Genomic DNA, 23,867 nt, shown 5'->3' with positions numbered 1-23,867 from the left:
CTGGCTGGACCCGCCCAGATTGGATGCGATCGACGCGTTCGAGGGTCACACCAGATACCTCAAAACCGCGGGACCGATACGCGACTGTATGGACCGACGGAGTTTCTGTAAAACCGCTGGCGTCGCGGGAGTCACCGCCGGCACTGCCGGCTGTCTTGGTGTTCTTGGCACTGGTGGCGCTGAAGGGACCATTCTCGGACCGCCGGAGCGAGACCTCAGCGAGGCGTCATTCCCGAGCTACGGTGACAAAATGCCTGAGTTCACCGTCCCCGATCCAATCCACGGCGAAGAGATATCGACATCCCAGTTCGAAGGGGAGCGCGCAGTGCTGTGGACGTCATTTTATACCAACTGCCCGGACGGAGTGTGTCCAGCACTTATTCTCCGACTCCGTCGTGGGAAGGAGGTCGCTGCCGAGGCAGGGTACAGTAACCAAGTCTCGTTTCTCCCTATCACGTTTGATCCCGAACGCGATACCGCCGAGACGCTTCGCGAGTACGCTGGGCAGCAGGGGGTTGACCTCAACGCGGGTAACTGGCACTTCCTCCGCCCAGAGACCTACGAGCGGGCCCAAGAGATACACGACGAGCACTTCGGTCTGAAGATCGAGAAGCAACCGGCAGATGACATCGAGAATTTAGAGTATCGCTTCCCGCACTACGGGCTCATCATCCTCGCCAATAAGCAAGGGATCATCGAACGGGCGTACTCACGAGGGCCGCGAACCGACATTGAACGGCTCGTCGACGACCTCGAACGAGTGGCCACTGCGTGACAGTTCCTGGATTCCGGGAGGCCAACTACCGTCCTTTTCGCCATCGTAGTTGTTGATTGGAGCCCGTCAGCTGTATCGAGTCAAAAAGGTCCAGTGCTCGGTCAGTGCCCCATCGCGCCCCCGAGTGGCTGGTAATGCGGGAACATCGGGTGGGGAAGGTGAACACCGAGTGCCATCAATCCGTGCGCGAACAGCACGTACCCCAGCACGACGAACACCACACCGAGTAGCCGATGAACGCGTCGCCGGTGAGCAACGTCGATTGACTGGATAATCGTCCCATAGAGGAAGACGGCCGGAATCGTCCCAATACCGAGGGCACCGAGAGCGATTCCACCGGTGGTCGGAGAGCCACTCGCGAAGGCGAACAGATACGCGGGATACAGCATCGGGCAGGGAAGAAACGCGTGGACGGCCCCGAGACCGACAATGCTCGGACTGTTGACGTGCCGGTGAACTCTCGTTGCGAGCCACGACGTGACGCGCTGGATGCCAGGGATACGAATATCGCCCCCGCTTCCACCGATGACGTACCGAAGGCCTGTCGCCACAATGAACCCTCCGACCGCAAGACCGACAACACCTCGCAGGAGGTCAGCGATCGGTGTCAGCTGGTCAGCAGTGACGAACACGACGCTCCCAAGCGCGCCGAAGGAAGCCCCAAGAATCGCGTAGGTGGTCGCCCGGCCGACGTTGAACAGGAAGTGCTGGCGAACCTCGTAGGTCGTGAGATGACCGGCACGCCCGTCGCTGGCTGTCACCGTCCCACCGTCAGACTGCGGCGTCATCTGCTTCGAATACATTGTCACGAGCGGCCCGCACATCCCAATACAGTGTGCGCCGCCGAGCACACCGATGAGAACAAAAAGCACAACATCAATTCGAAGGAATGACTCGATCATAGCCTTTCTCGGTTACGTACGGGCTTGTGTCGTCTGGTGTACCTCTCGAACGAGAGGGCTCAGACACTAACGAACAGGGGATCAATACTATCCACCGAGGTGTGTTTATTATGAGCAACCCATCTCAGCAGGATTACAGTCAGATCTGCTGAATAGGTTGGTGAGTTTCGACAAGGCCCCGAAAGTTTTCGAAGATTGTCTTGCTTTCCCGTGCTGCCTCGACTGATTCATCGGTGATTCCATCAAGAACGGAGTGAATTCGCTCGTCCGGGAGGTCTTTCCTCTCGGTCACCCAAACCGCAGTCTCGCGATCGTACTCGGGATGGAACTGCACGCCGTACGTGCTTCCGACGCGGAAGGCTTGTACCCCGTAGTTGTTGCGTGCGAGGGTGGTCGCACCCGGGGGGAGTTCTGCGACTCGGTCAGAGTGCGTTTCAAAACTGGTAAATTCCTCAGCGAGGCCTTCAAAAAGCGGATCGTCCCCAAGGCGTCTGATTTGCTCGTATCCAAGTTCGTACTCGCCCATATCAACGACACGCCCGCCTAGCGCCTGTGCGAGGAACTGGTGGCCCCAACAAATACCGAGAATTGGAATGCCGACGTGGTGAACCCGGCGGACCCACTCTGTCGCCTCATGAATCCAGTCATAGTCGTCGTATACTGAAGTCTGAGATCCACTAATGATGATACCATCGAACTCCCATTCGGACGCAGATTTCGACGGCGGGAACTCGCCTTCAATTAGCTTGAACACGGTAATATCCGCATCGAGCTCTCGACGCAGGTTCGCCTCTGCAGGAGTCTCACCAACCGATGCATCGATTACTCCGAGTGCTACGCTCATATTCTCTTTTAGATGCGCTACAGACAATAATACTTGTGAGTAGTGCGATTTATATACACAACCACTCTACATAGAGCTAGTCTACATCGCCCTCTGATGGATTTATCTATCAGTATTGGGGTCTAAGACGCTAAATACAAATTCAATCAGCGATTATTCGACTTATACTATTGGTTGTTTCTCACACAACTACTAACTGGTTTCAGTACATAGTTATTACTGTATGATCGATTCCATTTCCGAACAACTCGAGCGGGAAATGGCATGTGAGGCTTTACTTAGCTGTTTTTATAGCCACACCGAACTGGACAAAGAATGTTATCAGCAAATTGCGTCGTCGAGTGAACCGGTCACGGTGGACGATGTCGCAGAGAAAATCAGCTGTGGCCGTTCAACGGTGTATCGATCTATCCAGCGGCTACTCAGAACCGGGCTTATCGAAGAAGAACAGATAAATTACGATGACGGTGGCTACTATCACCAATATTCTGTCACCGACCCAAAAGAGGCCGCTAGCGAGATGTATAGAACACTCAGTAACTGGTACGTGAAAATGAACCAACTCATCAGCGAATTCGATGAAATATGTTATAAAACTGAGTAACCTAGTATGAGAAATTGAGCCTGTTGGCGTATCTGTCACACCAAATATCTCATCAAGTGCTTAATCTTCGGGATAACGTGTTGCGACTTAGACGATCTGTGTAATCACTTCGCGTATGGAACGGCCCTCGTCAACGATGTCACGCCGATAATGCATATAGACTGCACCTAACGGTGGTTGTATGACATAGGCGAGCGCGATCGGCAGAATCGCGGCGGGAGGCACTGTATCTGCGGCAACGACGACGGCCAATGCGATCGAAAGATTGCGCATACTGGTGGCATAGACCAGCGCAATCCCACGTGCAGGGTCAAGTAGGATCCGGCCTAAGCCTGCAGCGCTCCCGATGATTAATCCGTAAAAGACCACTAAGGGGACGACTGTGCTTATTGATGTAATCGGATCTGCGAGGATCTGAGTGGACCGCATTGTCATCGCGACGAACACAATTAGCATCACACCAAGGGATGACAATCCTCCGAACACAGGTTTGAGTTGTTTAAATTCTCTTGTAGTGTACCGCCAGAGTAACACCCGTCGAGTGAGATTTCCAGCAATCATTGGCACGACGACGATCTGTGCGAGTTGTTGATACAGCGCTGAGGGATCGAATCCAACGTCGGCAGGCACAAGCACCGATAAATACATAGGAAGAATCACGACTGCAGCTAGTAGGTTAACCGCCATCGCAACGAGTGCTGCTTCCAGATCACCATCAGCGAGGCCAGTCCATGCGGCAGTCATCCCAGAGGTGGGGATAAGCGCAATGAAGTATAGACCGATAGCATACTCGATGTTTCCACTAAAGAATCCACGTGCAAGACCGACCGCCAGTAATGGAGCTAACCCAAAATTAACTAGCAGACTTAGCCCAACTGGTCCAGCGTGCTCACGAACATTGATGACCTCCTGAAGATCGATGTTGATCATCATCGGATAGATCATCAATAATAGAATCGGGACAACTGCAGCTTCTAACATGGCTGTGGTCTCTGTGCTCGCAACCTGGCCAAACGCGAGACCAGTAGCTAGTGATGCGACGACGACGAAAATGAGATTCTCTTTGATGCTGCTGAGTAGTGTGCGTATCATGAGGTAGTCGCGAGTGTGTGGTTCAGTCGGTTGGTAACGTCTTCATTCGCTTCAGTCAGGGGCGCTTCTCTCGGTTCAGACTGGTGTTTGGCGACACGCACTCAGGATCTGTTTCAAATGCCATACCGCAAATTAGTCACTATTTCATAAAAATGTAACGGAAGCACAATTCTATGACTAAGACCGATCATATCAATTCTCATTAATATTTAAATCTATTTACAGGGAAAATATAATCGACTACTGGCGACAAACATTCTACTGGGAAAATGCCTGATACACAGGAACAACCCGAAGCGTGGCTCCTTGATATGGACGGGGTACTAATCCATGAGGAAGTTGCCCTCCCGGGGGCTGAGGAGTTTATTGATCGACTCCAACAACAAAAACAGGAGTTTCTGGTACTCACCAATAATTCAATTTACACACGACGCGACCTGTCGGCTCGACTTTCGGATGTCGGTCTCAACGTCCGGGAAGAACAAATCTGGACTTCGGCCGTGGCTACAGCAGAGTTTCTGTCAAATCAGGTTCCCGATGCGTCGGCCTATGTTATTGGTGAAGCCGGACTAAAAACCGCACTCCACAAAGTCGGCTACACTCTGACCGATACCAACCCAGATTTTGTCGTCCTCGGTGAGAGCCGCACGTACTCATTCCAGAATATCACGCGGGCTGTCCAACTAATCGACCAAGGCGCACGATTTGTCGCAACGAATCCGGACGCGACGGGACCCTCACCAGAAGGTCCGCTCCCGGCTACTGGCTCTGTTGCCGCGCTCCTCACGGAAGCCACTGGAAACGAACCGTATTTCATTGGAAAGCCCAATCCGGTCATGATCCGGAGTGGACTAAACCGAATTGGAGCGCACTCTGCATCCACGGCGATGGTGGGGGATCGCATGGACACCGATGTTGTGGCCGGCATTGAGGCTGGCCTGACCACGTATCTAGTGCTTACTGGTTCGACCGACCGTGACGAACTCACAAGGTTTGCGTATCGGCCGGAGGATGTCGTTGACTCAATTGCTGAGTTGATTGAGTATATCTGAGAGTATTATTTGTCCTGAGTGGGTCCATCGCTCGCTCATCTTGTCCGAGGCGCACAAGTTACTGTTCGGTGTTGCCGCCGGTGTGTTCTTCCATGTGGCTGTTGACCTACTATCTGAGTGTGCCAGCGGCAGTGAGACGTGCTCAGCCTTAGGTGCGGCGCACGAGACAGCCATCACGACAGGACCGACTCTGCCGACACGCCGCGTTGAGCGCTGCTCTCGGGAGTGTGGCGGTCGGTCTCGCATGGTTGCGTGTGGGTTGATTAGAGCTGAGCAGTGTCAGGTGACTTGCTTGGCATATCTGTCCCGATATATTCCGATGATGTTGGCGTGCTGCTTCTAGACTTGACGGCGCTAGGTTGGATCAGCCGTCACCTTTCCCCCACTGTTGGACGTGGAAGAGTTGGACGCTGTTACACACGATATTTTAATCTACTCTACAGAGTTGGAACCCACCATCTAGTCTCACCCAGTTAGCAAAGATACGATGCTAACTGCGGTATGGACATACCGGAGGGACAGACGCAGCGAGAAGGCTTATTTGTTGGTTCAGTAGCTTTGTACGCGTTCATGATCGACTCCGCGAGGTGGCAACCTCGCTAGATTGATTGAAATCTGCAACTCTTGAGAGGCGGACCAGAACCCCCTTTTTGACGCGCCTCATACAATATAGCATGGATCGCCGTACGTTCCTCAATACTAGTGTCGGGCTCGCCACCGCCACCAGCCTCGCTGGCTGTGCTGACCAGCTCACTCCTCAGTCCACGCGTGCCCCCGCTATTGTCGAAAATCGCCCCAACGGAATCTACCTACCGGGCCACGTCGAGGGGATGCAGATGATCGGAACCACGGAGAGGGACGGTTACGGTTTTGGACTGATGTACAGCTTCGCCCATCGGTTTTGGAACGTCAACGGTAAAACCACATCACTAACAAAGATTGGACGCGACGACGATATCCATCTGATGGCTAGCGTCTGGGATTCTGAAACCCAAATGATCCTCCCAGAGACGGGGTTAAGTGTTGAAATCTACCGGAACAGTGATCTCGTCTCTCAAGAAGCTATCTACCCGATGCTGTCACAGCCTATGGGCTTTCACTACGGGGCAAACTTCGGACTTGACGGGGATGGCACCTACGATGTCCGGCTCAGCGTTGGTGGCCTGTCGACCCGGCGTACCGACACATTTCAGGATCGGTTCGAAGAGCCTGCGACTGCGGCAATCCCATTTGAGTACAGCGAATCGCAAAGAGACGAGATCAACTTCCGCCGGCTTGAGGATGCTGGATCTCCCGGTGCTATCGAGCCCATGGCGATGGAAATGGTCCCAGACTCAACTGCCCCTCGCGTAGATCGCCTTCCTGGTCGCGTTATTGGGACTGGCCGTACCGACGGAGCCGTTTTTGTGACGACCGTGCTTGATTCGCCGCCGGTTGGCATAGTTGGTCAGGGAGCATATCTCGCTGTCTCAGCGCGGTCACAGTACAACCGGATGGTGCTTCCGGCGATGGGCCTCTCAGCAACACAGATTCGCGACGGTGAGACACTCTTTGACCGACGGCTCACCCGAACGCTGGACCCTACTCTCGGCTATCATTATGGCACCATCATTGACGACATCCAGTCCGGTGACCAACTGATACTCTCGCCGACGCTCCAGCCACAGACGGCGCGTCACGAAGGCTACGAGACTGCTTTCGGTGGCGAACTTGGAGCAATGGAAGACATCACATTCACCGCCAACTACCAGCAATAGGGTTCGTGGTGCTGGCTATGGTCTACTAGTTGCTCACTCTGGTTGTGGCGATGGGAGTACCCGATGCCGACGAGGTGGGACAAGGAAGTTCCCCCGGCGGCGGGTGAAAATATACTCCAAGATGCCGTTGTTGACTCGCTGCCTGATCGCCGGCGTCTCTGTTGTAAGGTCTTCGCCGTTCATTGCTTGCCGAACATCTTCGAAATCGGAGATGCCTTGTTGTAACGAAGGGAAGTGGAGACTCGCAACTTTCTGATCAGAGCCGATATCATCGGTTGACTCAAAGTGCCGTCGGAGTAGCCGCACGTTGTTATCTGCATCTCGGTTCTCACGCGCCGCCTTCTGGGCGTGTCCCACTCGAGCATGTTCACGGGCTTGATCGACGATATCGTCAAGCATCTCGTCGATACCGCTATTGTCACCAAGATTCGCGCCAACGCCCTCAACGAGTCCCTGCTCTGCGTGGGCCGGGCTGAACATTTCCATCACTCGGTCGTCGTGGTCCTGTTCAACATACCAGTCGTCAAGTCGTTGCCGGATGTTTGCAATCGCTTTTGTTGTTCCACCAGCGAACGGGCCCTTCTCCAATGTCACATAATCTTCGGTGGCTTGGTTGCCGACGAAGCCAGCGATGAACCCCATAAAAAGCGGCGACTCCTCAGGGACCGGCTTCGAGTCAGGAATGCCCGCAGCGTCTTGATTCTGTGCCGGAAGACCGGCCCCGACGAATCCGGTTCGGCGGGAGTCGACGGTGAACACATCGGTGAGTCGCGCCTCAACATCAATGTCGTTCACGCGCTCTTGTTCACCAATTAGTGCTTCCTCAGCCGCCAAGAGCGTATCAGCGCGATCGCTTGCGAGGTGGACGACCGCGTCTTGTGTGTCGAACGTTGGTGTCTCAAAGTCGGACAGTGACTGCGGAGCCGGGAGGTCCACAGTCGTTGGCAGCGACGCTTCGAACCGGTTGAAGTAAGCCGGCGAGTAGGCAATCGAGTAGAGCAACCCCTCGTGGCTCCACTTGTAAGCCCGATCGATGGTCGCAAGCGTCGTGGCAACAGTCTCACGCTGCTGGTTTGTTGGTGGCCCGCTGCTGTCTAAATTCAGGTATAATAACACTTGGTGAGCAGGAAGGAGCGAGTTGCCGGCGTCATCATGTCTGATATAGTCTCGCCAAGCGTGCTGACGGGCAGGTTTCGCATTTGGGTCGCCAGTTGGAACCGGCTCAGATTCCGTCCGGGTTAGGCAGGCCGACAGCGCGCCGGCCCCACCCATCGCGACCGCGCCCTTCAAAAACTCGCGACGCGGTAGGTCCCGGTCGAAAATGTCCATGCACATCGGTTGTGGCCTCAGCGAGATGAATGTGTGGCCTCTCACAAAGAAACGCCGTTGAGAATAAGAGCGAAATGCACGCGCCCGCAGAGAGGGAGATCACCGTGCTGTCATCGGATTCAGCAGAGCAAGATAATCTGTTCCAAGTGTCAAGATGGTTCCGGATAGTGCTTTCCTCTGTGGCTGGAAGCCTGAACAAGAGAAGGGGTGACCTAGCCCGTGGGATGTACCCCGCACGCTTTTGTCTAGCGTCAGACACAGTACAGTTATGGACGACGCTTTATTCGACCGTATCCTCGTACCGATTGCGAGCCCCGACGACGCTGAGGAGACAGCACGTGCGATTCGGCCGCATTTGGACTCAGATACGACTCTTATCGTCACCCACGTAACCCGAGGTACAGCTGCAGAGACAACGATAAAAACCGGGAGAGATCAGTTTGCTGGAGCGACGTACGAGAGGTTCGTAGACATACTCTACCGTGATGATATCCAGTTCGAATGGGCGACACTCAAAGGACGCGAGGTTGCGGAGGCACTCGTTGATGCGATCGACATGGTGGAGGCAACACTCGTTGCGTTCACACCTCGAGATATGGACACGTGGGAGCGGGTAATCACCGGCGACCCAGGAGGCAAGCTCATACGAGAGGCAGATGTTCCGGTGATGGTGTTCCCAAACCAGCAAACCTGACGATACTCTCAGAACGCGTCGCATAGTGCCCTCCCGTCTTGGCACCTTCCTCCGCGTTCTTGTATGGACTGATGAGAGCCTTTCTGATTTCGGATTACTCAGCCGTTTCATATACTCTTTGGAGGCAATTTTGACGAACATGGCTGCACCAGCACTTGATAAGCGATCGGTTAGAACAGGATACCTATCACACATCTCGGTAAAAGAACACTACTCCTCTAGAAGAAACTAAAAAAGTTACATACAAGTATTTTTGTGACTTTACACGGTATCATATCTTGTGGACCGTCGTCGGTATATCCAGTTATTCGGTGTCGGTGGAAGTCTTTCTCTTACTGGTTGTGTTGGAAGGGCTGTGTTGAATCGCCATACAGCAACGAGGTAGGCCGCTAAATCAAAGGAGTTGAAGCGGGAGAATCCGGTTGTTCATGACGCAGATCTCCCGCTTCATCGGGGAGGTTGTACCGGTTGCTCAAAGAGTTACTGGCGATGGAGGCGAATCCGCCGCCCCGGAATGTGGCGGCGGATTCGCCGACTACGCACTCGTTTCCCTTCACTGTCTGCGGATTTACCTCGATTCATCGTACCGCATGACGATCGACCTGCTCAAAGAGATGTCACAAATAACCGGAGAGATCGGCCTCAACGCGGTCGATCTCCCCGCGCCGTCCACGTTGTGTAAGGCGTTCGACCGGATCAGCATGAGCGTCTGTCGAGTGCTGCTGCGCCAATCGGCGCAGCTGCACGATCTCTCAGAACACGCCGCGATCGACGCCACGTTCTACGACCGCTCACCAGCCAGCCGCCACTACTGCCAGCGAATCAGCTACCACGTTCAGAAGCTCAAAGTGACGAAACTCGTCGATACAGCGTCTCAGGCCGTCCTAGACGTTCACTGCTCAACGAATCGAGAAGGAAGCGACGCAGACCTTGCTGAGCAGATCGCCCGCCGAAACGCGGGCGATCTGCGGTCTCTTGCGGCCGATAAGGGCTACGACAAGCAATCGCTTCGTGAATGTCTCCGTGATCTCGGGATCAGACCGGTTATCAAGCACCGCATCTTCGCACCGTACGACCACGCACACAACGCCAGAATCGACGATAACAGCTACAATCAGCGTTCTATGACCGAAACAGTGAACTCGGCTGTCAAGCGCTCGCTCGGCTTCGCCGTGCGAGCGCAGTCATGGTTCCGTGAGTTCCGCGAAATCGCGCTGATGTGTGTCGTCTATAACATCAAACGCTTCGTCAAACAGTGAATCTCTCCGCCTTACAGCGATTCAACACAGCCGTTGAGACAAGTCTGATTGGGTGGGACTCGCCGATGTCTTCGTTGTTGAGGCCGAGAATATCTGCGAACAGTCCTTGTGAGAACTCGTCCTCAAAGGTTGGCTCAATCTGGCGCATCCAGTATGTCTTGTCGCCGTCGTAGTCTTCAACCCAGACCGGAATTTCCCCGACGCCGAGGTTGAGTTTGACTTCCTCCGGAGGCTCGTCCCAGAGGTACTCACGAATAACGAATGCCGTGCCAAGTGTGGGGTGACCGGCGAAGGGGATCTCCTCAGCGGGGTCGAAGATTCGGACATCGTATCCACTATCTGTCGTGTCGGACGATTCGATGAACGTCGCTTCGGAGAAGTTCGTCTCACGGGTAAAATCGAGCATCTCGTCCGTGGAGAGGTTCGATGCGTCACGGACGACCGCCAGTTGGTTCCCCGTGTACTTCCCCTGGGCGAATACATCCACGAAATGAACTCGATTGGTCGCCATTTGCGTCTATCAAATTTCGGTGCCCGAATATTTGTAGCGGTTCTGAGGGGGGTGAATCGGGGTAGTCGCGGTGCCAATATGAAATACTATTTAATGCGCGATTTCGACTCAGGTGTGAGGCGTTCTCTAAGACCACCTGTCTGTGGCGATTTCCGCGTCTCAGACTTCTTCGCGAGGCTTGCGATCAACGACGTCGGCGAACGCAACGTTTTCGCGCACCTGTCGCATCTCGACGGTGACACGATCGCCGATATCCGTCTCAGGGACAATTACAACGTAGCCGCGCTCAACTTTCGCGATCCCATCGCCTTGATCACCGAGATTCTCGATTTCGACCTCTCGTTGTTCACCTTCCTCAACCGGTGGCCCGTCGTATTCTTCTTGCTCATTTTTTTGATCAGTAGGTTGGATGGTGTCAGTCGTCTCCGTATCGGTAGCCTCTGACGTTGACGTCGAAATAAGCGCAACACGGTATGTCTCACCCTCAGTAATCGTCCCAGTGGCTATCTCGCGGTCTGGTACAGTGATCTGATACGTTCCATCATCTTGCTCGACAGTCGCAGTGTACAATGTCTGGAGTGTCTCAGAAATTTCCATAAATTGTGTTTACCGTAATACGTGGTAGATGACTTGAGTCTAGTGTTCCTGACACTCTTGGTCGGTCACTCCCGTTTCAACCGAGCGGTCCTAGACACCGCCTAGGGATTCTCGTCGTCCTCAAACAGCGCGGCGAACTCGTCAAGAAGCTCTTGTGGTGATCGCTTACCACCACGAGACGGAAGTGGGGCTTCCCAGCATTCGATCTTGAGTGTGTGCGCGTTCGATACTGGCTCAGGCTTGGTTGACACGTTGAAGATACCGGTCTGATAGATCGCTAACAGCCGCTGATTGTGGACATCGACATAATCGACACCAACTCGATTCAATACGGCTGGAATGTCTGTCGGCTCAGATAGCGAGACGGAGGCGCTTGGCGACGCCGAATCGCTCATACCGTTATTTCGTATATCATACATATAAAAACCCGCCTCAGAGCGGATCTGTCTCCAATATCTATTTAGTTGCGGTAGCTGGACTGTAGTCTCGCGGTGAGTGCTGCAGCTAGTGTGTCATACACTCGTACTGCGTCTTTTCGCGACATCTGCTCCCCCAACTATATCATCGATCCGCTGAAGGACAGTACAATGGCAGTCACGCTTGCCGAGCCAACGGTGCTTGCTGCCGCGAAAGACACTCTATATCCGGATATCGACACAAGCCCGGATCAATATGCGGTCACGGAGACGCAGTTCACGCAATCCACGTGGGGTGGGTGGACAATTCCTGATGCACTTCGTGAGCGGCTCGCGCCGTACAACACGCTCCGACTCGCCGCCGGCGAGCCAGACTTACTCGGTGTCGGCATGCCGGCAACGGAGGTACTGAATGGTGATGCAGCGACGACGCCAGTTACGGTGATTGAGGCGAAAGGCCACAACTCCGACCCGGGCGATACAGACGTTGCTCGCGGCATCACGCAAGCTCACGCCCATCTCCCTGAAGTCAACCTTGGATACGTTGCTGCGCCGGCCACCAGCATTACCGACGCGGCACGTTCACATGCACGGAACCTGAACGTTGGTGTCATCGCCGTCCACGATACAGGATCTACACGTCTCGTCGAACCTGCCCGTGTTACTGGGGCTGGTGAGTTCTCCACGACGATTGATGCAGTGCGACTCCAAGCAACTACGCATCGGCTCACCGATGGCAGTTTCCCGGTGAATCATCCGAAAAACTACCTCGGGTACGCGCTTGCGATTGCCGCCGATGGTGACACAGACGTTGTCTACGCCGATAACGTCATCAACGCCATTTCTGATGGGCGTCGCGGTGCGATTCTGTTGAACCTCGTTGATGCCCAGCCAAACGGGGACTCACTCACACACCTCGGTGCTGAGGTTGTTCGCTTCGCTCGCGACCAACATGGGGGCGTCACAGCTGCGCTTGAGATCTTCGATAGCTGGACCGGTCGCTCAACCCGATTCACCGAGCTTGCACCGCGATGGGCGCAACTCGCACGGTCAGTTGCGATTCAGTACGAACCAACTCGGCTGATTGTTGAGTCACTCGAACGACTCCACGATCAGGGGGTTCGCGATGCAACGATCGCTGATATGGCGCTTGAAGCAACCCGTATCAACCAACCGCTCGCTGTTGAGGTGTTTTTCAGCCAGCATCGGCGGAACAATGTGCTCACCGCAGCTGGTGATATTGACGACTCTGTGCTTACTGACCCAAGGATCTACAGATCAGGGATTCACTTCCAATTTAAGTATCAGTTGTACCACCTCGGAGTGGTGACGACTGGTGGGACGGACGACAAAGAGGCAGTGTTGGATAACGAGTGGGGGTTAGAACACGCAGTTAGCCTTCCGACGTAGTTCCCTCTCATGTTGATCTCAGTATGAATCGCTCTATCACGCCAAAGATAGCCCGGAGATGCCAGATCTTGGAGGGCCGACTGCTACGATACCTCACTCATAGAGCGCTAACCGGACGGCATCGGACATCCCACTAACGCGAGCGGCATGTTCCCACGATTCTTCGCGGATCCCGTTGGTGACGTATGCGAAGCCGACGTTTAGTTCAGGGTCACCCCAGCCAAAAATACTCCCAAGCCCGGCATGACCGAACATCCGCTCGCGACTGAACGATCCGAACATGTCATTCGCCAATCCGCCAGTCCAAAACCCAAGCGCATACCGGGCCGGTCGCGAGAGTGTCCCGTCGGAATCCGTTTCAGCGTGGGTCCGAGTCGCTTCAGCAACTGTCTCCTCAGCAAGCAGGCGTGTACCATCGAGTTCACCGCCGTTGGCCATACATGCGTAAAACCGCGCCATGTCTCGGGCGGTGCCAATGCCGTTTGCCGCCGGGATAACTGCACGTCGAACGGCTTCGTTGTTGAACGCGTCCGCGGATTCAGACGCTGGAATACCTAACCCTTCACCGGCATCCCGGCAGCGGTCGAACATCTCGAATCCGGCGAGGGTAGCCACATCGTCATCTTCATCCGAGCTAAGTCCAATCGACGAGCGGTCCATTTCCAAGGGGTCGAACACGTGTTCGGCAACATACTCGTCGACGTGTTGACCGGATAAACGATGGATGAGCTCACCGACAACCCAGCCGTAATTGAACGTATGATACGCGGGTTGTTCACCCGGGTCAAACACCGGATCAATATCTTCCATGGCCTGGACAACTGCGTCCCAGTCTCCCCATTTTTCGGGCTGGTCATCGAAATCGCCATATGGGATACCGGCGGTGTGGCTAAGCACCTGCCGGATGGTGATCTCGGCTTTCTGTGTTCCGTCGGTGGCGAATTCGGGCCAGTGCTCGACAACCGGGTCATCGTACGCGGCCTCGCCTTGCTCGATGAGTTGATGCAGGCCGACGCCAGCATATGGCTTCGTACACGAGAAAATGAGATGCCGCGTTTCTGCGGTCGTTTCGTCGCCGTCCGGTCCGGTCGTTCCGCCAGCAAAATCTACAACGAGATCCCCGTCAACGTAGACGGCGAGTTGGGCACCGTGATGTAGGCCGACATCGAGATGTCGATGGAATTCGGCTCGAAGTTGCTGTCGATCGCTCTTGGTGAGTGTTGGCATATCTTTACTTGAAAAGTATTGATGATAAGAATTGGGGGCTCTGTTAAAATCCCATTCCTCAGACATATTTTTGCCTGAAATAGCCGGTCGATGAAAGCTGCGAACGGATTCTCAAATGGGTATTTGTTCCATCAACAAAATTATTCGTAGCTAGTTACTAATCGAAGCTATGAACCGGAGATGTGTTCTTTCGGCTGTCGGAACGTCGGCACTTGCCCTTTCGGGGTGTTTGAATAATCGTACTGAAGATGGGACAGCCGAGGGTTCAGGATCAGTTGGCGGACCTTCGGTTACGATCTCGCTCACACATGTGGCCGGCGATGAAGCAATTAGTCTCAATTCTGACGTTATTCGTTCGGAGATTACAGAAGAGTCCCCGGCGGTAATCGAACTGATAGCAAAAAACGAGACGGAGAGTGCAATTGAGTACGGGACCGGTGCTCCGGCCCCGTTCGGGGCGCTTTACGATCCAGATTCGCCTGAAGCAATTTTATGGAACAAAAAGTACGTCGAGAGTCAACACGTAGAAACGGACGGCCGTCGGATAACCGGCATGAACGACATCGGGATCAGTGTTAGGCTCTCTCCCGAAGAAACCCGGTCTGAGACCTATGAATTTGCCGCCCCTCCGGGGAGATATTCGATACAGCGGACTGGAAACCCCCTCACGCTCGGAGAGGAGACGTACGAATTAGATATCACCGTTTCGGAGACCTGATCCCCTGTCAATACTTTGTACTGAGCGATGCATGAATCCCCTGTACTGAGCGGTCCGTGAATCCCCTATACTGAGCGGACCTTGAGGGGAACGTATCACAATCTAAGGCTTTCAACAGAGCTGAATTGAGTAAGAGCGTCCGACTTGCTGACTACACGCTCTATTTTGCCACATAGGTCCTGACACGAGGTGAATAGGTTGAGCTTCTACGTCCATATATCAATCTCCTTTACTAACACGTAGCGAGCGGAAGTCCACCCCTTCAGGGGTGAGAGGATGTCACCAACTTCTTGAGCGCTGCTTTGCTGAGCGGGTCGATCGTACTCCGGGTCCCATCGGCGGTGTAGAAAATCGATGCGGAGACAGTTCGGTCAGGGTACTGATCGGCAACGACATGATAGTAGACACTGAGTTGCTTTCGATATTCGGCCTCAGCGTGGGTTGTGCGGTCCGTTTTGTAGTCGATAATCTCAGCGGTCTCCGGCGTGATGTGGAGTAAGTCGATGATGCCTCCGATCGAGACGGTCTCACTATCAATGGTCAACGGGAGGAACGCGTCGATCTCTGCTCTCGTCTCGCCGTGCAACGACTCCAGGAATGTCTCCACGTGTTGCTTGTCAGCGTTGTCGGCTTCGACCGGTTCATCAAGCACGTACCGCTCTGCGAACTCATGAACCTCCGATCCGAACTCCATGCCTCGCCCACCGGTATCACCCTCAAACACAGCGTCGTCGATGAATGTGTGGGGCGAGTAGCTTGCTGGCCCATCAGGCGCTGAGAGATCAATGGTGAACGGTGCGTGCTCACTGGGCGGTGATTCAAAGTCCGACAAATCCGGCTCGACAGATTCGATGGGAACCGGGAGCGATTCTAGGAACGCGTTCGTGTTAGGCCCGCTCGTGAACACGACATGGCTCTCAGCTCGCGTGATAGCCACGTAGAGGAGCCGGCGCTCTTCGTCGTACTGCTGGGGTAGACACGCGTTCAACACGTCTGTCTGCCAGCTGTCGTAGACGTACGGCACGTCGTGTACATCGTCTCGGTAGAGCTTGCGTTGTCGGAGTCCGATTGGGTCGGTATACTCGATCGTACTCCCGCCGCCACCCGTCGACGGAAACTTGTTGGCATTCATATTTGCGAGGATGACGATGGGATATTCAAGTCCCTTTGTCGCATGAATCGTCTGGACAGTGACCGCATCCGTTCCGGCGCCGCCCTCCACTTCGTGGGTGCTGCCCTCTGCGATCGCCTCCTCGATGAACTGAATCACCTCCCCACGAGTGAACGTCGTTGTTCCATGCACGGACTGAATCGTTTCAATCACGACGTCAGCGGTCGGGCCAGTGCGGTCGTACCGGTCGAACACACGGCGAGCGACTCCACCGAGTGTCGCTAACTCACGAAGCTCATCACGAAACGCCGTCATTGCCTCCGGATACGACTCACGGTCGATGAGCGTGTTTGTCTCATCGATTGTGTACCCGGCTGCTTCGAGAACGAGTGCCCAGCCACGATCGGCGTCGCGTTCAAGAATCCGCAGCCACGCCAACAGTAGCTTCGCGGCGTCGGTTCGGAACACTTCCATTCCACCTTCATACGCCATCGGCAGGTCGTAGTCCGCTGCTGTCTCAAGCAGCTCCCGGCCGAAATCTCGTGTCCGCGTCAACACCGCAATATCGCTATACGCTGGCGCAGTGGTTATACCGTCATCGCCCTCGACGGCGTACTCGGGATTCCCGACAATTTCGTCGATCTTGGCAAGGATGGCTTCGTGTTCCGACTTGCTTGTGAGTGCCTCAATGTGGCTCTCATCCCGATCCGTTGTCGCCTCAAGTGGCGTCACAGACTCAGCAATCGCCTCCTTATCGAGTGATTCGCTCTTTGTCGCTTTCGCTGTGAGCGCTTTCGTCGAGAAGTCGAGGATTGATTGTGTAGAGCGGTAGTTTCGGGTTAGCTTCTTTCGCTCGATTGGAGCCGTCGGGAATGTCACTCGGGCTGTGCCCTGATTCAGTTCGGCAGCAAAATCATTCAGTCGATCGCTGAACTCACGGATGTTGTCGACGTCGGCGTATTGGAAGCTGTAGATGCTCTGTTTCCAGTCACCCACAACACAGAGGTTGTCCGTGCTCGCCAACAGCAGCATGAGCTTGAACTGGATTTCACTGGAATCTTGGAACTCATCGACCATCACGTACTCAAAGCTGAGTCGCTCGCGCAACTCGTGGTCGTCACACAATAGCACGAACGCAAACAGCTGAAGGAAGCCGAAATTCAGGTAGTTCCGCCCAAGCGCGAATTCGAGATACGAATGATACACATCGTGGACGAACTCCTTGAGTGCCGTCCGATCGGCTTCGAATACGCGTTCTGCGATATCCGGCGGGGCTTGTTTGCCATCGCCGCGAAGCTCCCACTTTGCGGGTGCCTCCGGGAGGTACGTCTTGTTTTCTCCGTACCGGTATAGCTTCGATCGCAGTTTCGACTGCTTATTCCCGTCATCCCGCGGTTCGTTCAGATCAGCAAACAGTGACTCAAATGCAGCCAACTCGCCGTCGAGGTGGGATTCACCATTTCGATACCACCCTGTGGCTGTCGGGAAGACACCTTTGGCCGAGAGCTCTTTGATGAGCGACAGCAGCTCTGTTGACTCAGAAACTGCCGCGAAAAACGATTCGTACTCTGGATGGGTGTCGGTAAACTGGCCGATGAACTCACGGAACAACGATTGCTCGATGATCTCGTCGTCGATGATTCGCGTTGAGTCCGTGATTGGCTCATCGACACCGAGATGGGACGGCGCGTCATGCCCGTGTTCGATGAGGATATCGTGTGCTAGCGAGTGGAATGTCTGGATTGGTGCGTCTGCAAGCTCTCGCATTCCGTACTCGCTGTGCCGTACGATTCGGTCTCGCATCTCTTCGGCTGCGTTGTTCGTAAACGTCACCAGCAGCACGTCCGTCGGATCAATCCCGTCTTGGTCGACGATATTCGCGTACCGTCGGGTAACGGTGAATGTCTTCCCGGTTCCCGCGCCAGCATCAACGAGGTACAACCCATCAAGCGAGGTGATGAGATCTTGTTGCTCCGGGTTTGGCGACACCTCACTCATTGGTCGCCCTCCAGAAGCAGGTCTCGATTGTCCACACGCCGGTAGTTTGGCTCGCCACCCAGACCTGCAACGGGGAACGGCTCCGCTCCCGTGCGACGTTGGTTCAGCTCCGTCAGCTGTGTGTCAATGAATGCTTCAAATGCATCGAGATCGGGCTTGAAGAAGGCAGACTGCTGCCGTGCGGCCATCGCGCGGAGTGCCTGTTTGCTGCCCGTCGTCACGTATTTGTAATCGCCAATCTCGGCTTTGAGTCGTTCAATCATTGTTTGACCGAACTCCGATTCAATGAGTTCATCGCTGTCGGTTGTTTCGACGAAGGCCGCTGCATCGAACAGTGCTGCGTACGTCGGGTACTCAATCTTCGAGAGGATTTTCTGGCATTTCTTAGAGCCCTGCTCGCGGAGATACTCGAAAAACGCCTCCCGCTGGACGTGGTCTGTTGGTGATTCGGGGTAGTATGAGACCGTGGTCAACGCGTCGTTGAGATCGGCGTCACCAGTGATGACCTCGTCGACGAGTTCGGTAACATAGAAGAAGGTGAAGGTGAGTTCCTCGTTGGGCGTCTGTGAGCGCCAATACGTGAGATAAAGTGGTGCCTGGAAGTCGGGTGTATCAGTCGGGTCGTCGATGGCGGCGTTTTTGACGATCGCTCGTGCTGTGTCCTCGCTCCCGCTTTTGTAATCGAGCAGCTCCCGAGGGGATTCAACGAGGTCGATCATCCCGTTGATGTGCCGATCCGTATCGACGAACCGACGTTCAGTGACGGGTGACTCGACGGCCATATCGAAATGTGTGGCAACGGCGTTGTCACCCCCACTGGACGGTGTCAGAAAGGCGCCATCCGTGGGCGGATTCGCATCCAGATATGACATGATCGTCTTAAGACCCGCCCGATACTCCGTGCGACGCGTCTTTTCATCGACCGACCTTACGAGTGGCTGCACCCGCTCGACCAGCAGTTCAACGATCTCTGAAAGCGTGGTCTCATCGACAACATCCGGGTGAGTCGCGTAGAACTCGGCAAAATCATGGAGCAGCGTGCCCTCGGTGAGGTGCGCTTTCTCGGGAGTGTCTACAATCCGGCTAAAGTAGTAGTCACGGGGTGAGTTGACGTAGGTGTTGAGGCTCGATTTGCTGATCGTTTCGATTGGTTCGGGCGTGATGTCGGTGGGGTGTCGCTCGAAGCCAACCGAATCCCGCTGGCTGGTGACTGTCTGGTGTGTTGTCGACGGGAGATCTGAGAACCGGTCGATATCGGTGTCCAGCAGCTCCTCGAAGTACAGCGACGGGGTGACCGGTGACCCACCGGCTGCGTCCTGGACGAGATAGTGCTGCTGGCTTCCGCTCTGGAGGAGCAGTTGGAAGCTGTTGAGATTCCGTGTGAACTGTGCATCCTGATCGACCCACGGACGGCGGGGCGCCGCGTGTGTCCATCCGTCATCGAGTCCGAGATAGAACACGACATCCCGCCCAACGTAGGAGGCAGACTTCGCATCGGCGAGCAACACACCCTTGTTCTCGCGGTCGACAGGCACCTCGTACGTCTGGAGATAGTAAGCGAGCTCGTCGAGCCGGTGCTCGGTGACAGATTCGTTGGCAATACCGAGGGTCGTCAGTTCATCGCGAAACGCTTCGAGCGTGGTATCTGTTCGGCGTTCGAAGACTGATAGCGCTTCAGAGAAGGTGTACTCGTGGATGTTGCGACAAAACGCTGTCAGCCACGCTAACTCGTCTGTTTCGAGTTCGTGGAGGCGTTTGTTTGTGTCGCGATCTGTGACGTCACACTCAGACGCCGTTAGCAACGATCGAATCTGGGTGAGCCGGGTATCGGTGCCACGATATGCGGTTCGCAGGAACTGGAGGAATAATCGGTGGTCGCTTCGATCCGTAAATCCTGGGCCGCCGAAAAACGGGATCCCAGCTGATTCAAGCGCTGATTCGATGAGTGGGGAGTATTCACTTTCCTGATCGAGAACAATCCCGACAGTGTCGGCTGTCTCCGCTGTGAGTGTATCAACGACTGTCTCGACGATTGCAGTGGGGGAGTCGTGAATTCGGACCGGTGGCAACTCAAACGCCTCATCGGTGAAGAGACTGACAGTATCGTACTCGGCGGGGAGATACGATTGCTCAAGATGAGTGAGCATCGCTGGTTCGACAACAACCACGTCGTGTGCCGGATCCATCGTCTCCGTTGTGAGCCGCATCGACGCGGTGTCTAACTCGCCAATCTGCTCAACAGCGCGCGTTGTTGCCTCGTCGACGTATGCTTCGTATTCGAAGATCGCGTCGTGTGATCCTTGATGCTCCCAGCACTGGAGGATATTCCCGACGGCGTACGCACAGCGCTTCCACGGGATGTCCTCCTCGGCGATGATATCGAGAAACGCGAGGCGGTCTTCAGATTCTTCGCGCCGGCCAACTGCTAGTCGGCGTGGCGGGATTGCAAAAGGGCCTAGGTGTGATCGATCCAGCTGTCGGTTGATCGCGCTTGCGAGGGGGCCATCAGGGGTGATCACACGGTCATAGGATCGGACCTCGCGATAGAGTTGACGCGGCGATTTCGCACGGGGAAGTGACACACCTCACGAGGTGCAGGACGTGAGTTAAATCTTTGTCAGGAGTCGCGAAATGGTCTGCCGGTAGAAATGATTCTCATGCGTTATCGACCGAACTTCTTTCAAGAATAGCCATGAGCTTGAATCATGGAACGGAAACGAATATCGTCCGGAACCGAATGGGAGTCAACAGTCGGGTATTCTCGGGCTGTTCAAACGGGCGATCAAGTACACGTTTCTGGGACGACAGCGACTGACGGTGACGGTAATATAGTTGGTCAAGACGACGCGTACAAACAGACAAAAAAGCACTCCAGAACATCGAAGATGCCCTTCGAGAGACTGATGCATCACTCAAGGACGTGGTTCGAACTCGAATGTTCGTCATCGATATCGATGAGTGGGAGGCAATCGGTGAGGCACATGGTGAAGTGTTTGGTGACATTCGCCCAGCCACCAGCATGGTGGAGGTGAATCGCCTTATCGATCCAGCGTTACGTGTTGAAATTGAGGCGGTTGCGAATATTTCAGAGTAGATCTCTCCTCTGTACTGGGAGAAGTCTCAATCAATTGTATTGACCGCAACCGGAGCGAAGTATGTCTCTTTCTGAATACTTCAACAGCGCCGAGTAAACATATATACATCGAACCAGTAACAAATCGGCATGGCTACACGGGATGGTGCGTATTCGCTCGTCCCACTTCTAAAACAGCCTCGAATCGATCCAACTGAGCAGATTGAAATCGACCTGTATATCGTCGGGAGCGGCGATGTCAGGACAGCACAACTCTTTGTCGTCCATTCGCATCCAGATCTAGTCTCCGATTTTGGAACAATCGATTCCAGTCTCGCTCCACTTACTGAACAAGAGTATGACCCTGACGAGGGTATTCTCACGGGGGAAGCTGCTGAAGATAGTGAGTATACAACGACGAATGAACTCGTCCAGAACGGCTGTCACTTCCCACTGTCACCTGCACTCTTCGAGTCACCAGCCACGAATCGTGACTTGACGCTCCCGTTTGGAGCTAGCTATCTTGAACAAAAACACAACGGCGATCCACCGATCACGTACACAGTTCCGACTGATAACTCGGTTGCGCCAGGCGAATACGCTCTCCACATGGTACTCTCGTATGAGACCGGGACTGGCGAGATTAAACAGGACGCACACAAGATCCCGGTCCATGTCCGGAATACTCGCGAACAACACAACCGGGGGATTACTATCGCCCGCTACGCAGCTGCCATTCTCGCACTCTTGTCGTTGCTTGTGACCGCGGCTGCCGCGCTGATTAATGCAGGACTCGTCTGATCGGGCCTATCGAGATACTGTATGTAAGCGCACGCCGTCACGCACGGAACATTCAACCCTGTAGTTCGTACCAATCACGGAGGAGTCGGGCTTCAAGCGTCGACAGCTGCTCGGTCACGGCCGTATCTGCGAGTTGGTACAGATGTTTCCGGCCACTCGATCCAGCATCCTCAACAATCCCCTGTTCAATCAGCTGTTCACGATGGTTATTCACCGCGCCGCGACTTACTCCCGCGATTGTTGACCAGTCTTCGATACTGAGTGCGTGGTTAGGCTCACTGAGAACTGCAGCAACCAGTTTCGCTTCTGGGTGGTCACCAAACACCCAGGTCAGTGGCGTGTCCTCGGCATACGGCTCAGCAATCTCTTTTTCAGTGGGTGGCTGAGGCTGCACCTCTCCTGTTGGCAACTCACCCGACTCCTCGTATGCACGAGAAAGCAGCGTCGCCTCAAGTTCCCGCAGGAGCTCAACAGCTTCCGTTTCGCCGAGCCGGAACAACTCACGTTTTCCCGAACTTGTAGCGACATCGATCACACCACACTCAACCATCGATTCCAAATAAGACGGGACAGCCGGTCGCGAGACACCCGTTAGTTCAGCAATTCCTTTTTTATCAAGTATCGTGTCAGGCTCGCTGAGAAACCCGGCGACCACCTTCACTTCTGGGTGAGCGCCGAACACCCACGTGAGTGGCGTGTCCTCAGCATACGTACCGTCGTGCTTCGGAATTGGTCCAACCGCCGAATGTGGATCGTCTGGAGCCATGATATGTGTGCGTCCGCAGGGATACGCCATTCAATAGATGCCAGCGACTTAATAGTTTCTAGTGCCGCAGGCTTGTATACTCTCAATGTATCTTGTGAGGGGTTTACCTCTTAGAAAAATTTGATATGTCAGACGGTGGCACGTACTCACAGTTCAGCGATGGCACACGTCCCAAACACTCTCTTTTCTGATGATGACGATACGGTTTTGGCAAAAAAGATTATCCGGAAGCTTGGGATGAAAGGCCACGACAAACAAACTCCAGCCACAAGAGGGCAGATCCGCTCGTATCTTGCAGCATCTCCGACACCAAACCGGCTGAAGCGGGTTTTGCGTACACTGATTCAAAAAAGCCCTCCGGTCGGAGGCACGGTCAAGCGAGATAAGATTTGGGTGACGGCGGCATACTTCAACAATCCTATCGTCGAATTCTAACGGGACGCTCCGACCGGCGAACAGTGTCTAAGCGGGTTAGGGGTCGGGGATCCACTCTGTGTCTGCCCCACACCGGTCAGCAAACTGCATCGCCGGCTCGAAGGCGACCAGCTGGACATTGTTCCGATGTCCACCACCGTACATCGTCACTGGAACTCCTGGCTTCCGAGCCATCGTCTCAAGCAGTGCCTTCACACGGCCCTGCTTGTGTGTTGGAAACCACCCTGCGACGGTAGTGATCTGTTTCTTGTGACTCCCCAGCACTCGCTTGCGGAGTAGCTTGTACACAATTTGCCCCGCAAGGCGAGCTTCCTCTTCGGTGTCGAACGGGTGGTGGGAAATTTCGGGGATTGTCACTCACCGTGGTTGGGGATCGTTAACACTCCTTTGGATAAAAGTGTTTTGAGAGTGTTCACACAAGAACTTGCTTAGGACAAAGTTTTTGACCCCACCCACCAATATGCGGAGTGTGAGTCGTCTCACGTGCTGGCTCCCC

Annotated in this window: 21 protein-coding genes and 1 pseudogene; 10 read left to right on the top strand and 12 right to left on the bottom strand. The window is 54.5% G+C overall.

Going from position 1 to position 23,867, the window contains the following annotated elements; genetic code table 11:
- The first annotated feature begins 88 nt into the window (after positions 1-88).
- Positions 89-775: an SCO family protein gene (locus tag SD626R_RS02335; RefSeq protein ID WP_092562948.1), complete on the top strand. Its 687-nt coding sequence runs from the start codon at positions 89-91 to the stop codon at positions 773-775.
- 101 nt (positions 776-876) lie between these two features.
- Here the strand turns inward: SD626R_RS02335 and SD626R_RS02330 are convergent, their stop codons facing one another.
- On the bottom strand, positions 877-1,677 hold the full coding sequence (locus SD626R_RS02330; RefSeq protein WP_092562945.1) for a sulfite exporter TauE/SafE family protein: 801 nt from the start codon (positions 1,675-1,677) through the stop codon (positions 877-879).
- A 139-nt stretch (positions 1,678-1,816) separates the two neighbouring features.
- The gene (locus tag SD626R_RS02325) at positions 1,817-2,521 is read right to left on the bottom strand and encodes a type 1 glutamine amidotransferase (RefSeq protein WP_092562943.1); all 705 of its coding nucleotides are present in this window, start codon (positions 2,519-2,521) and stop codon (positions 1,817-1,819) included.
- Between the two features lie 223 nt (positions 2,522-2,744).
- On the opposite strand from SD626R_RS02325, the gene SD626R_RS02320 reads away from it, so the two are divergent.
- The gene (locus SD626R_RS02320) at positions 2,745-3,125 is read left to right on the top strand and encodes a helix-turn-helix domain-containing protein (protein WP_092562940.1); all 381 of its coding nucleotides are present in this window, start codon (positions 2,745-2,747) and stop codon (positions 3,123-3,125) included.
- An 87-nt stretch (positions 3,126-3,212) separates the two neighbouring features.
- On the opposite strand, the gene SD626R_RS02315 is transcribed toward SD626R_RS02320, so the two are convergent.
- Positions 3,213-4,217 (bottom strand): arsenic resistance protein, encoded by a 1,005-nt coding sequence (locus tag SD626R_RS02315; RefSeq protein WP_092562937.1) that lies wholly within the window; start codon positions 4,215-4,217, stop codon positions 3,213-3,215.
- 269 nt (positions 4,218-4,486) lie between these two features.
- Here SD626R_RS02315 and SD626R_RS02310 point away from each other — a divergent pair, with 269 nt between their 5' ends.
- Together SD626R_RS02310 and SD626R_RS02305 are read left to right on the top strand one after the other, a co-directional pair.
- Positions 4,487-5,269, top strand: a complete 783-nt coding sequence (locus SD626R_RS02310; RefSeq protein WP_092562934.1) for an HAD-IIA family hydrolase — start codon at positions 4,487-4,489, stop codon at positions 5,267-5,269.
- 674 nt (positions 5,270-5,943) lie between these two features.
- Entirely contained in the window at positions 5,944-7,026 is a 1,083-nt protein-coding gene (locus tag SD626R_RS02305; protein ID WP_092562931.1) for a DUF7350 domain-containing protein, read from the top strand.
- Between the two features lie 33 nt (positions 7,027-7,059).
- On the opposite strand, the gene SD626R_RS02300 is transcribed toward SD626R_RS02305, so the two are convergent.
- A complete protein-coding gene (locus SD626R_RS02300) occupies positions 7,060-8,349 on the bottom strand; it encodes a DUF7405 family protein (RefSeq protein ID WP_394324690.1) in 1,290 nt (429 codons plus the stop codon).
- 274 nt (positions 8,350-8,623) lie between these two features.
- On the opposite strand from SD626R_RS02300, the gene SD626R_RS02295 reads away from it, so the two are divergent.
- A complete protein-coding gene (locus tag SD626R_RS02295; protein WP_092562925.1) occupies positions 8,624-9,049 on the top strand; it encodes a universal stress protein in 426 nt (141 codons plus the stop codon).
- A gap of 428 nt (positions 9,050-9,477) precedes the next feature.
- Positions 9,478-10,308 (top strand): IS5 family transposase, encoded by an 831-nt coding sequence (locus SD626R_RS02290; RefSeq protein ID WP_092562922.1) that lies wholly within the window; start codon positions 9,478-9,480, stop codon positions 10,306-10,308.
- On the opposite strand, the gene SD626R_RS02285 is transcribed toward SD626R_RS02290, so the two are convergent.
- The 3 genes from SD626R_RS02285 to SD626R_RS16285 all read right to left on the bottom strand — a co-directional run bounded on the left by SD626R_RS02285 (position 10,298) and on the right by SD626R_RS16285 (position 11,811).
- Entirely contained in the window at positions 10,298-10,795 is a 498-nt protein-coding gene (locus tag SD626R_RS02285) for a PhzF family phenazine biosynthesis protein (RefSeq protein WP_241996673.1), read from the bottom strand. The two genes, SD626R_RS02290 and SD626R_RS02285, sit on opposite strands and share 11 nt — an antisense overlap.
- Before the next feature lie 183 nt (positions 10,796-10,978).
- On the bottom strand, positions 10,979-11,416 hold the full coding sequence (locus SD626R_RS02280) for a TRAM domain-containing protein (RefSeq protein ID WP_092562919.1): 438 nt from the start codon (positions 11,414-11,416) through the stop codon (positions 10,979-10,981).
- A gap of 101 nt (positions 11,417-11,517) precedes the next feature.
- On the bottom strand, positions 11,518-11,811 hold the full coding sequence (locus SD626R_RS16285) for a hypothetical protein (RefSeq protein ID WP_137782583.1): 294 nt from the start codon (positions 11,809-11,811) through the stop codon (positions 11,518-11,520).
- A gap of 192 nt (positions 11,812-12,003) precedes the next feature.
- Here SD626R_RS16285 and SD626R_RS02275 point away from each other — a divergent pair, with 192 nt between their 5' ends.
- Positions 12,004-13,242, top strand: a complete 1,239-nt coding sequence (locus tag SD626R_RS02275) for a hypothetical protein (protein ID WP_092562916.1) — start codon at positions 12,004-12,006, stop codon at positions 13,240-13,242.
- Between the two features lie 93 nt (positions 13,243-13,335).
- Here the strand turns inward: SD626R_RS02275 and SD626R_RS02270 are convergent, their stop codons facing one another.
- Positions 13,336-14,469, bottom strand: coding sequence for a serine hydrolase domain-containing protein (locus SD626R_RS02270; protein ID WP_092562913.1), 1,134 nt, complete (start codon positions 14,467-14,469; stop codon positions 13,336-13,338).
- Between the two features lie 169 nt (positions 14,470-14,638).
- On the opposite strand from SD626R_RS02270, the gene SD626R_RS16280 reads away from it, so the two are divergent.
- The gene (locus tag SD626R_RS16280; protein ID WP_141651412.1) at positions 14,639-15,187 is read left to right on the top strand and encodes a DUF8130 domain-containing protein; all 549 of its coding nucleotides are present in this window, start codon (positions 14,639-14,641) and stop codon (positions 15,185-15,187) included.
- 262 nt (positions 15,188-15,449) lie between these two features.
- On the opposite strand, the gene SD626R_RS02265 is transcribed toward SD626R_RS16280, so the two are convergent.
- Complete coding sequence (locus SD626R_RS02265) at positions 15,450-18,296, bottom strand: UvrD-helicase domain-containing protein (RefSeq protein ID WP_092562910.1); 2,847 nt, start codon at positions 18,294-18,296, stop codon at positions 15,450-15,452.
- Positions 18,293-20,878, bottom strand: a complete 2,586-nt coding sequence (locus SD626R_RS02260; RefSeq protein ID WP_092562907.1) for a PD-(D/E)XK nuclease family protein — start codon at positions 20,876-20,878, stop codon at positions 18,293-18,295. Before SD626R_RS02260 ends, SD626R_RS02265 begins: the two co-directional genes overlap by 4 nt.
- A 123-nt stretch (positions 20,879-21,001) precedes the next feature.
- Here SD626R_RS02260 and SD626R_RS17440 point away from each other — a divergent pair.
- Both SD626R_RS17440 and SD626R_RS16275 read left to right on the top strand, forming a co-directional pair.
- Positions 21,002-21,390, top strand: a pseudogene (locus SD626R_RS17440) (RidA family protein).
- Positions 21,391-21,519: 129 nt separating this feature from the next.
- Positions 21,520-22,170, top strand: a complete 651-nt coding sequence (locus tag SD626R_RS16275; protein ID WP_137782581.1) for a DUF8164 family protein — start codon at positions 21,520-21,522, stop codon at positions 22,168-22,170.
- A 52-nt stretch (positions 22,171-22,222) separates the two neighbouring features.
- Here SD626R_RS16275 and SD626R_RS16270 read toward each other — a convergent pair whose 3' ends face one another.
- Both SD626R_RS16270 and SD626R_RS16265 read right to left on the bottom strand, forming a co-directional pair.
- A complete protein-coding gene (locus SD626R_RS16270) occupies positions 22,223-22,936 on the bottom strand; it encodes a helix-turn-helix domain-containing protein (RefSeq protein WP_137782580.1) in 714 nt (237 codons plus the stop codon).
- Positions 22,937-23,407: 471 nt separating this feature from the next.
- Entirely contained in the window at positions 23,408-23,728 is a 321-nt protein-coding gene (locus tag SD626R_RS16265; RefSeq protein WP_137782579.1) for a hypothetical protein, read from the bottom strand.
- Positions 23,729-23,867 lie beyond the last annotated feature (139 nt).

The organism is Halorubrum sp. SD626R, from assembly GCF_001261915.1.
GTDB lineage: Archaea > Halobacteriota > Halobacteria > Halobacteriales > Haloferacaceae > Halorubrum.
Note: the sequence above shows the minus strand (reverse complement) of the source record. Positions and strands in the feature narration are given on the sequence as shown.

What these genes read in the sequence shown, in the direction of transcription:
- SD626R_RS02335 (WP_092562948.1), top strand. Translation starts at nt 89, where the DNA reads ATGGACCGACGGAGTTTCTGTAAAACCGCTGGCGTCGCGGGAGTCACC.
- SD626R_RS02330 (WP_092562945.1), bottom strand. Translation starts at nt 1,677, where the DNA reads ATGATCGAGTCATTCCTTCGAATTGATGTTGTGCTTTTTGTTCTCATC.
- SD626R_RS02325 (WP_092562943.1), bottom strand. Translation starts at nt 2,521, where the DNA reads ATGAGCGTAGCACTCGGAGTAATCGATGCATCGGTTGGTGAGACTCCT.
- SD626R_RS02320 (WP_092562940.1), top strand. Translation starts at nt 2,745, where the DNA reads ATGATCGATTCCATTTCCGAACAACTCGAGCGGGAAATGGCATGTGAG.
- SD626R_RS02315 (WP_092562937.1), bottom strand. Translation starts at nt 4,217, where the DNA reads ATGATACGCACACTACTCAGCAGCATCAAAGAGAATCTCATTTTCGTC.
- SD626R_RS02310 (WP_092562934.1), top strand. Translation starts at nt 4,487, where the DNA reads ATGCCTGATACACAGGAACAACCCGAAGCGTGGCTCCTTGATATGGAC.
- SD626R_RS02305 (WP_092562931.1), top strand. Translation starts at nt 5,944, where the DNA reads ATGGATCGCCGTACGTTCCTCAATACTAGTGTCGGGCTCGCCACCGCC.
- SD626R_RS02295 (WP_092562925.1), top strand. Translation starts at nt 8,624, where the DNA reads ATGGACGACGCTTTATTCGACCGTATCCTCGTACCGATTGCGAGCCCC.
- SD626R_RS02290 (WP_092562922.1), top strand. Translation starts at nt 9,478, where the DNA reads ATGACGCAGATCTCCCGCTTCATCGGGGAGGTTGTACCGGTTGCTCAA.
- SD626R_RS02280 (WP_092562919.1), bottom strand. Translation starts at nt 11,416, where the DNA reads ATGGAAATTTCTGAGACACTCCAGACATTGTACACTGCGACTGTCGAG.
- SD626R_RS16285 (WP_137782583.1), bottom strand. Translation starts at nt 11,811, where the DNA reads ATGAGCGATTCGGCGTCGCCAAGCGCCTCCGTCTCGCTATCTGAGCCG.
- SD626R_RS02275 (WP_092562916.1), top strand. Translation starts at nt 12,004, where the DNA reads ATGGCAGTCACGCTTGCCGAGCCAACGGTGCTTGCTGCCGCGAAAGAC.
- SD626R_RS02270 (WP_092562913.1), bottom strand. Translation starts at nt 14,469, where the DNA reads ATGCCAACACTCACCAAGAGCGATCGACAGCAACTTCGAGCCGAATTC.
- SD626R_RS16280 (WP_141651412.1), top strand. Translation starts at nt 14,639, where the DNA reads ATGAACCGGAGATGTGTTCTTTCGGCTGTCGGAACGTCGGCACTTGCC.
- SD626R_RS02265 (WP_092562910.1), bottom strand. Translation starts at nt 18,296, where the DNA reads ATGAGTGAGGTGTCGCCAAACCCGGAGCAACAAGATCTCATCACCTCG.
- SD626R_RS16275 (WP_137782581.1), top strand. Translation starts at nt 21,520, where the DNA reads ATGGCTACACGGGATGGTGCGTATTCGCTCGTCCCACTTCTAAAACAG.
- SD626R_RS16270 (WP_137782580.1), bottom strand. Translation starts at nt 22,936, where the DNA reads ATGGCTCCAGACGATCCACATTCGGCGGTTGGACCAATTCCGAAGCAC.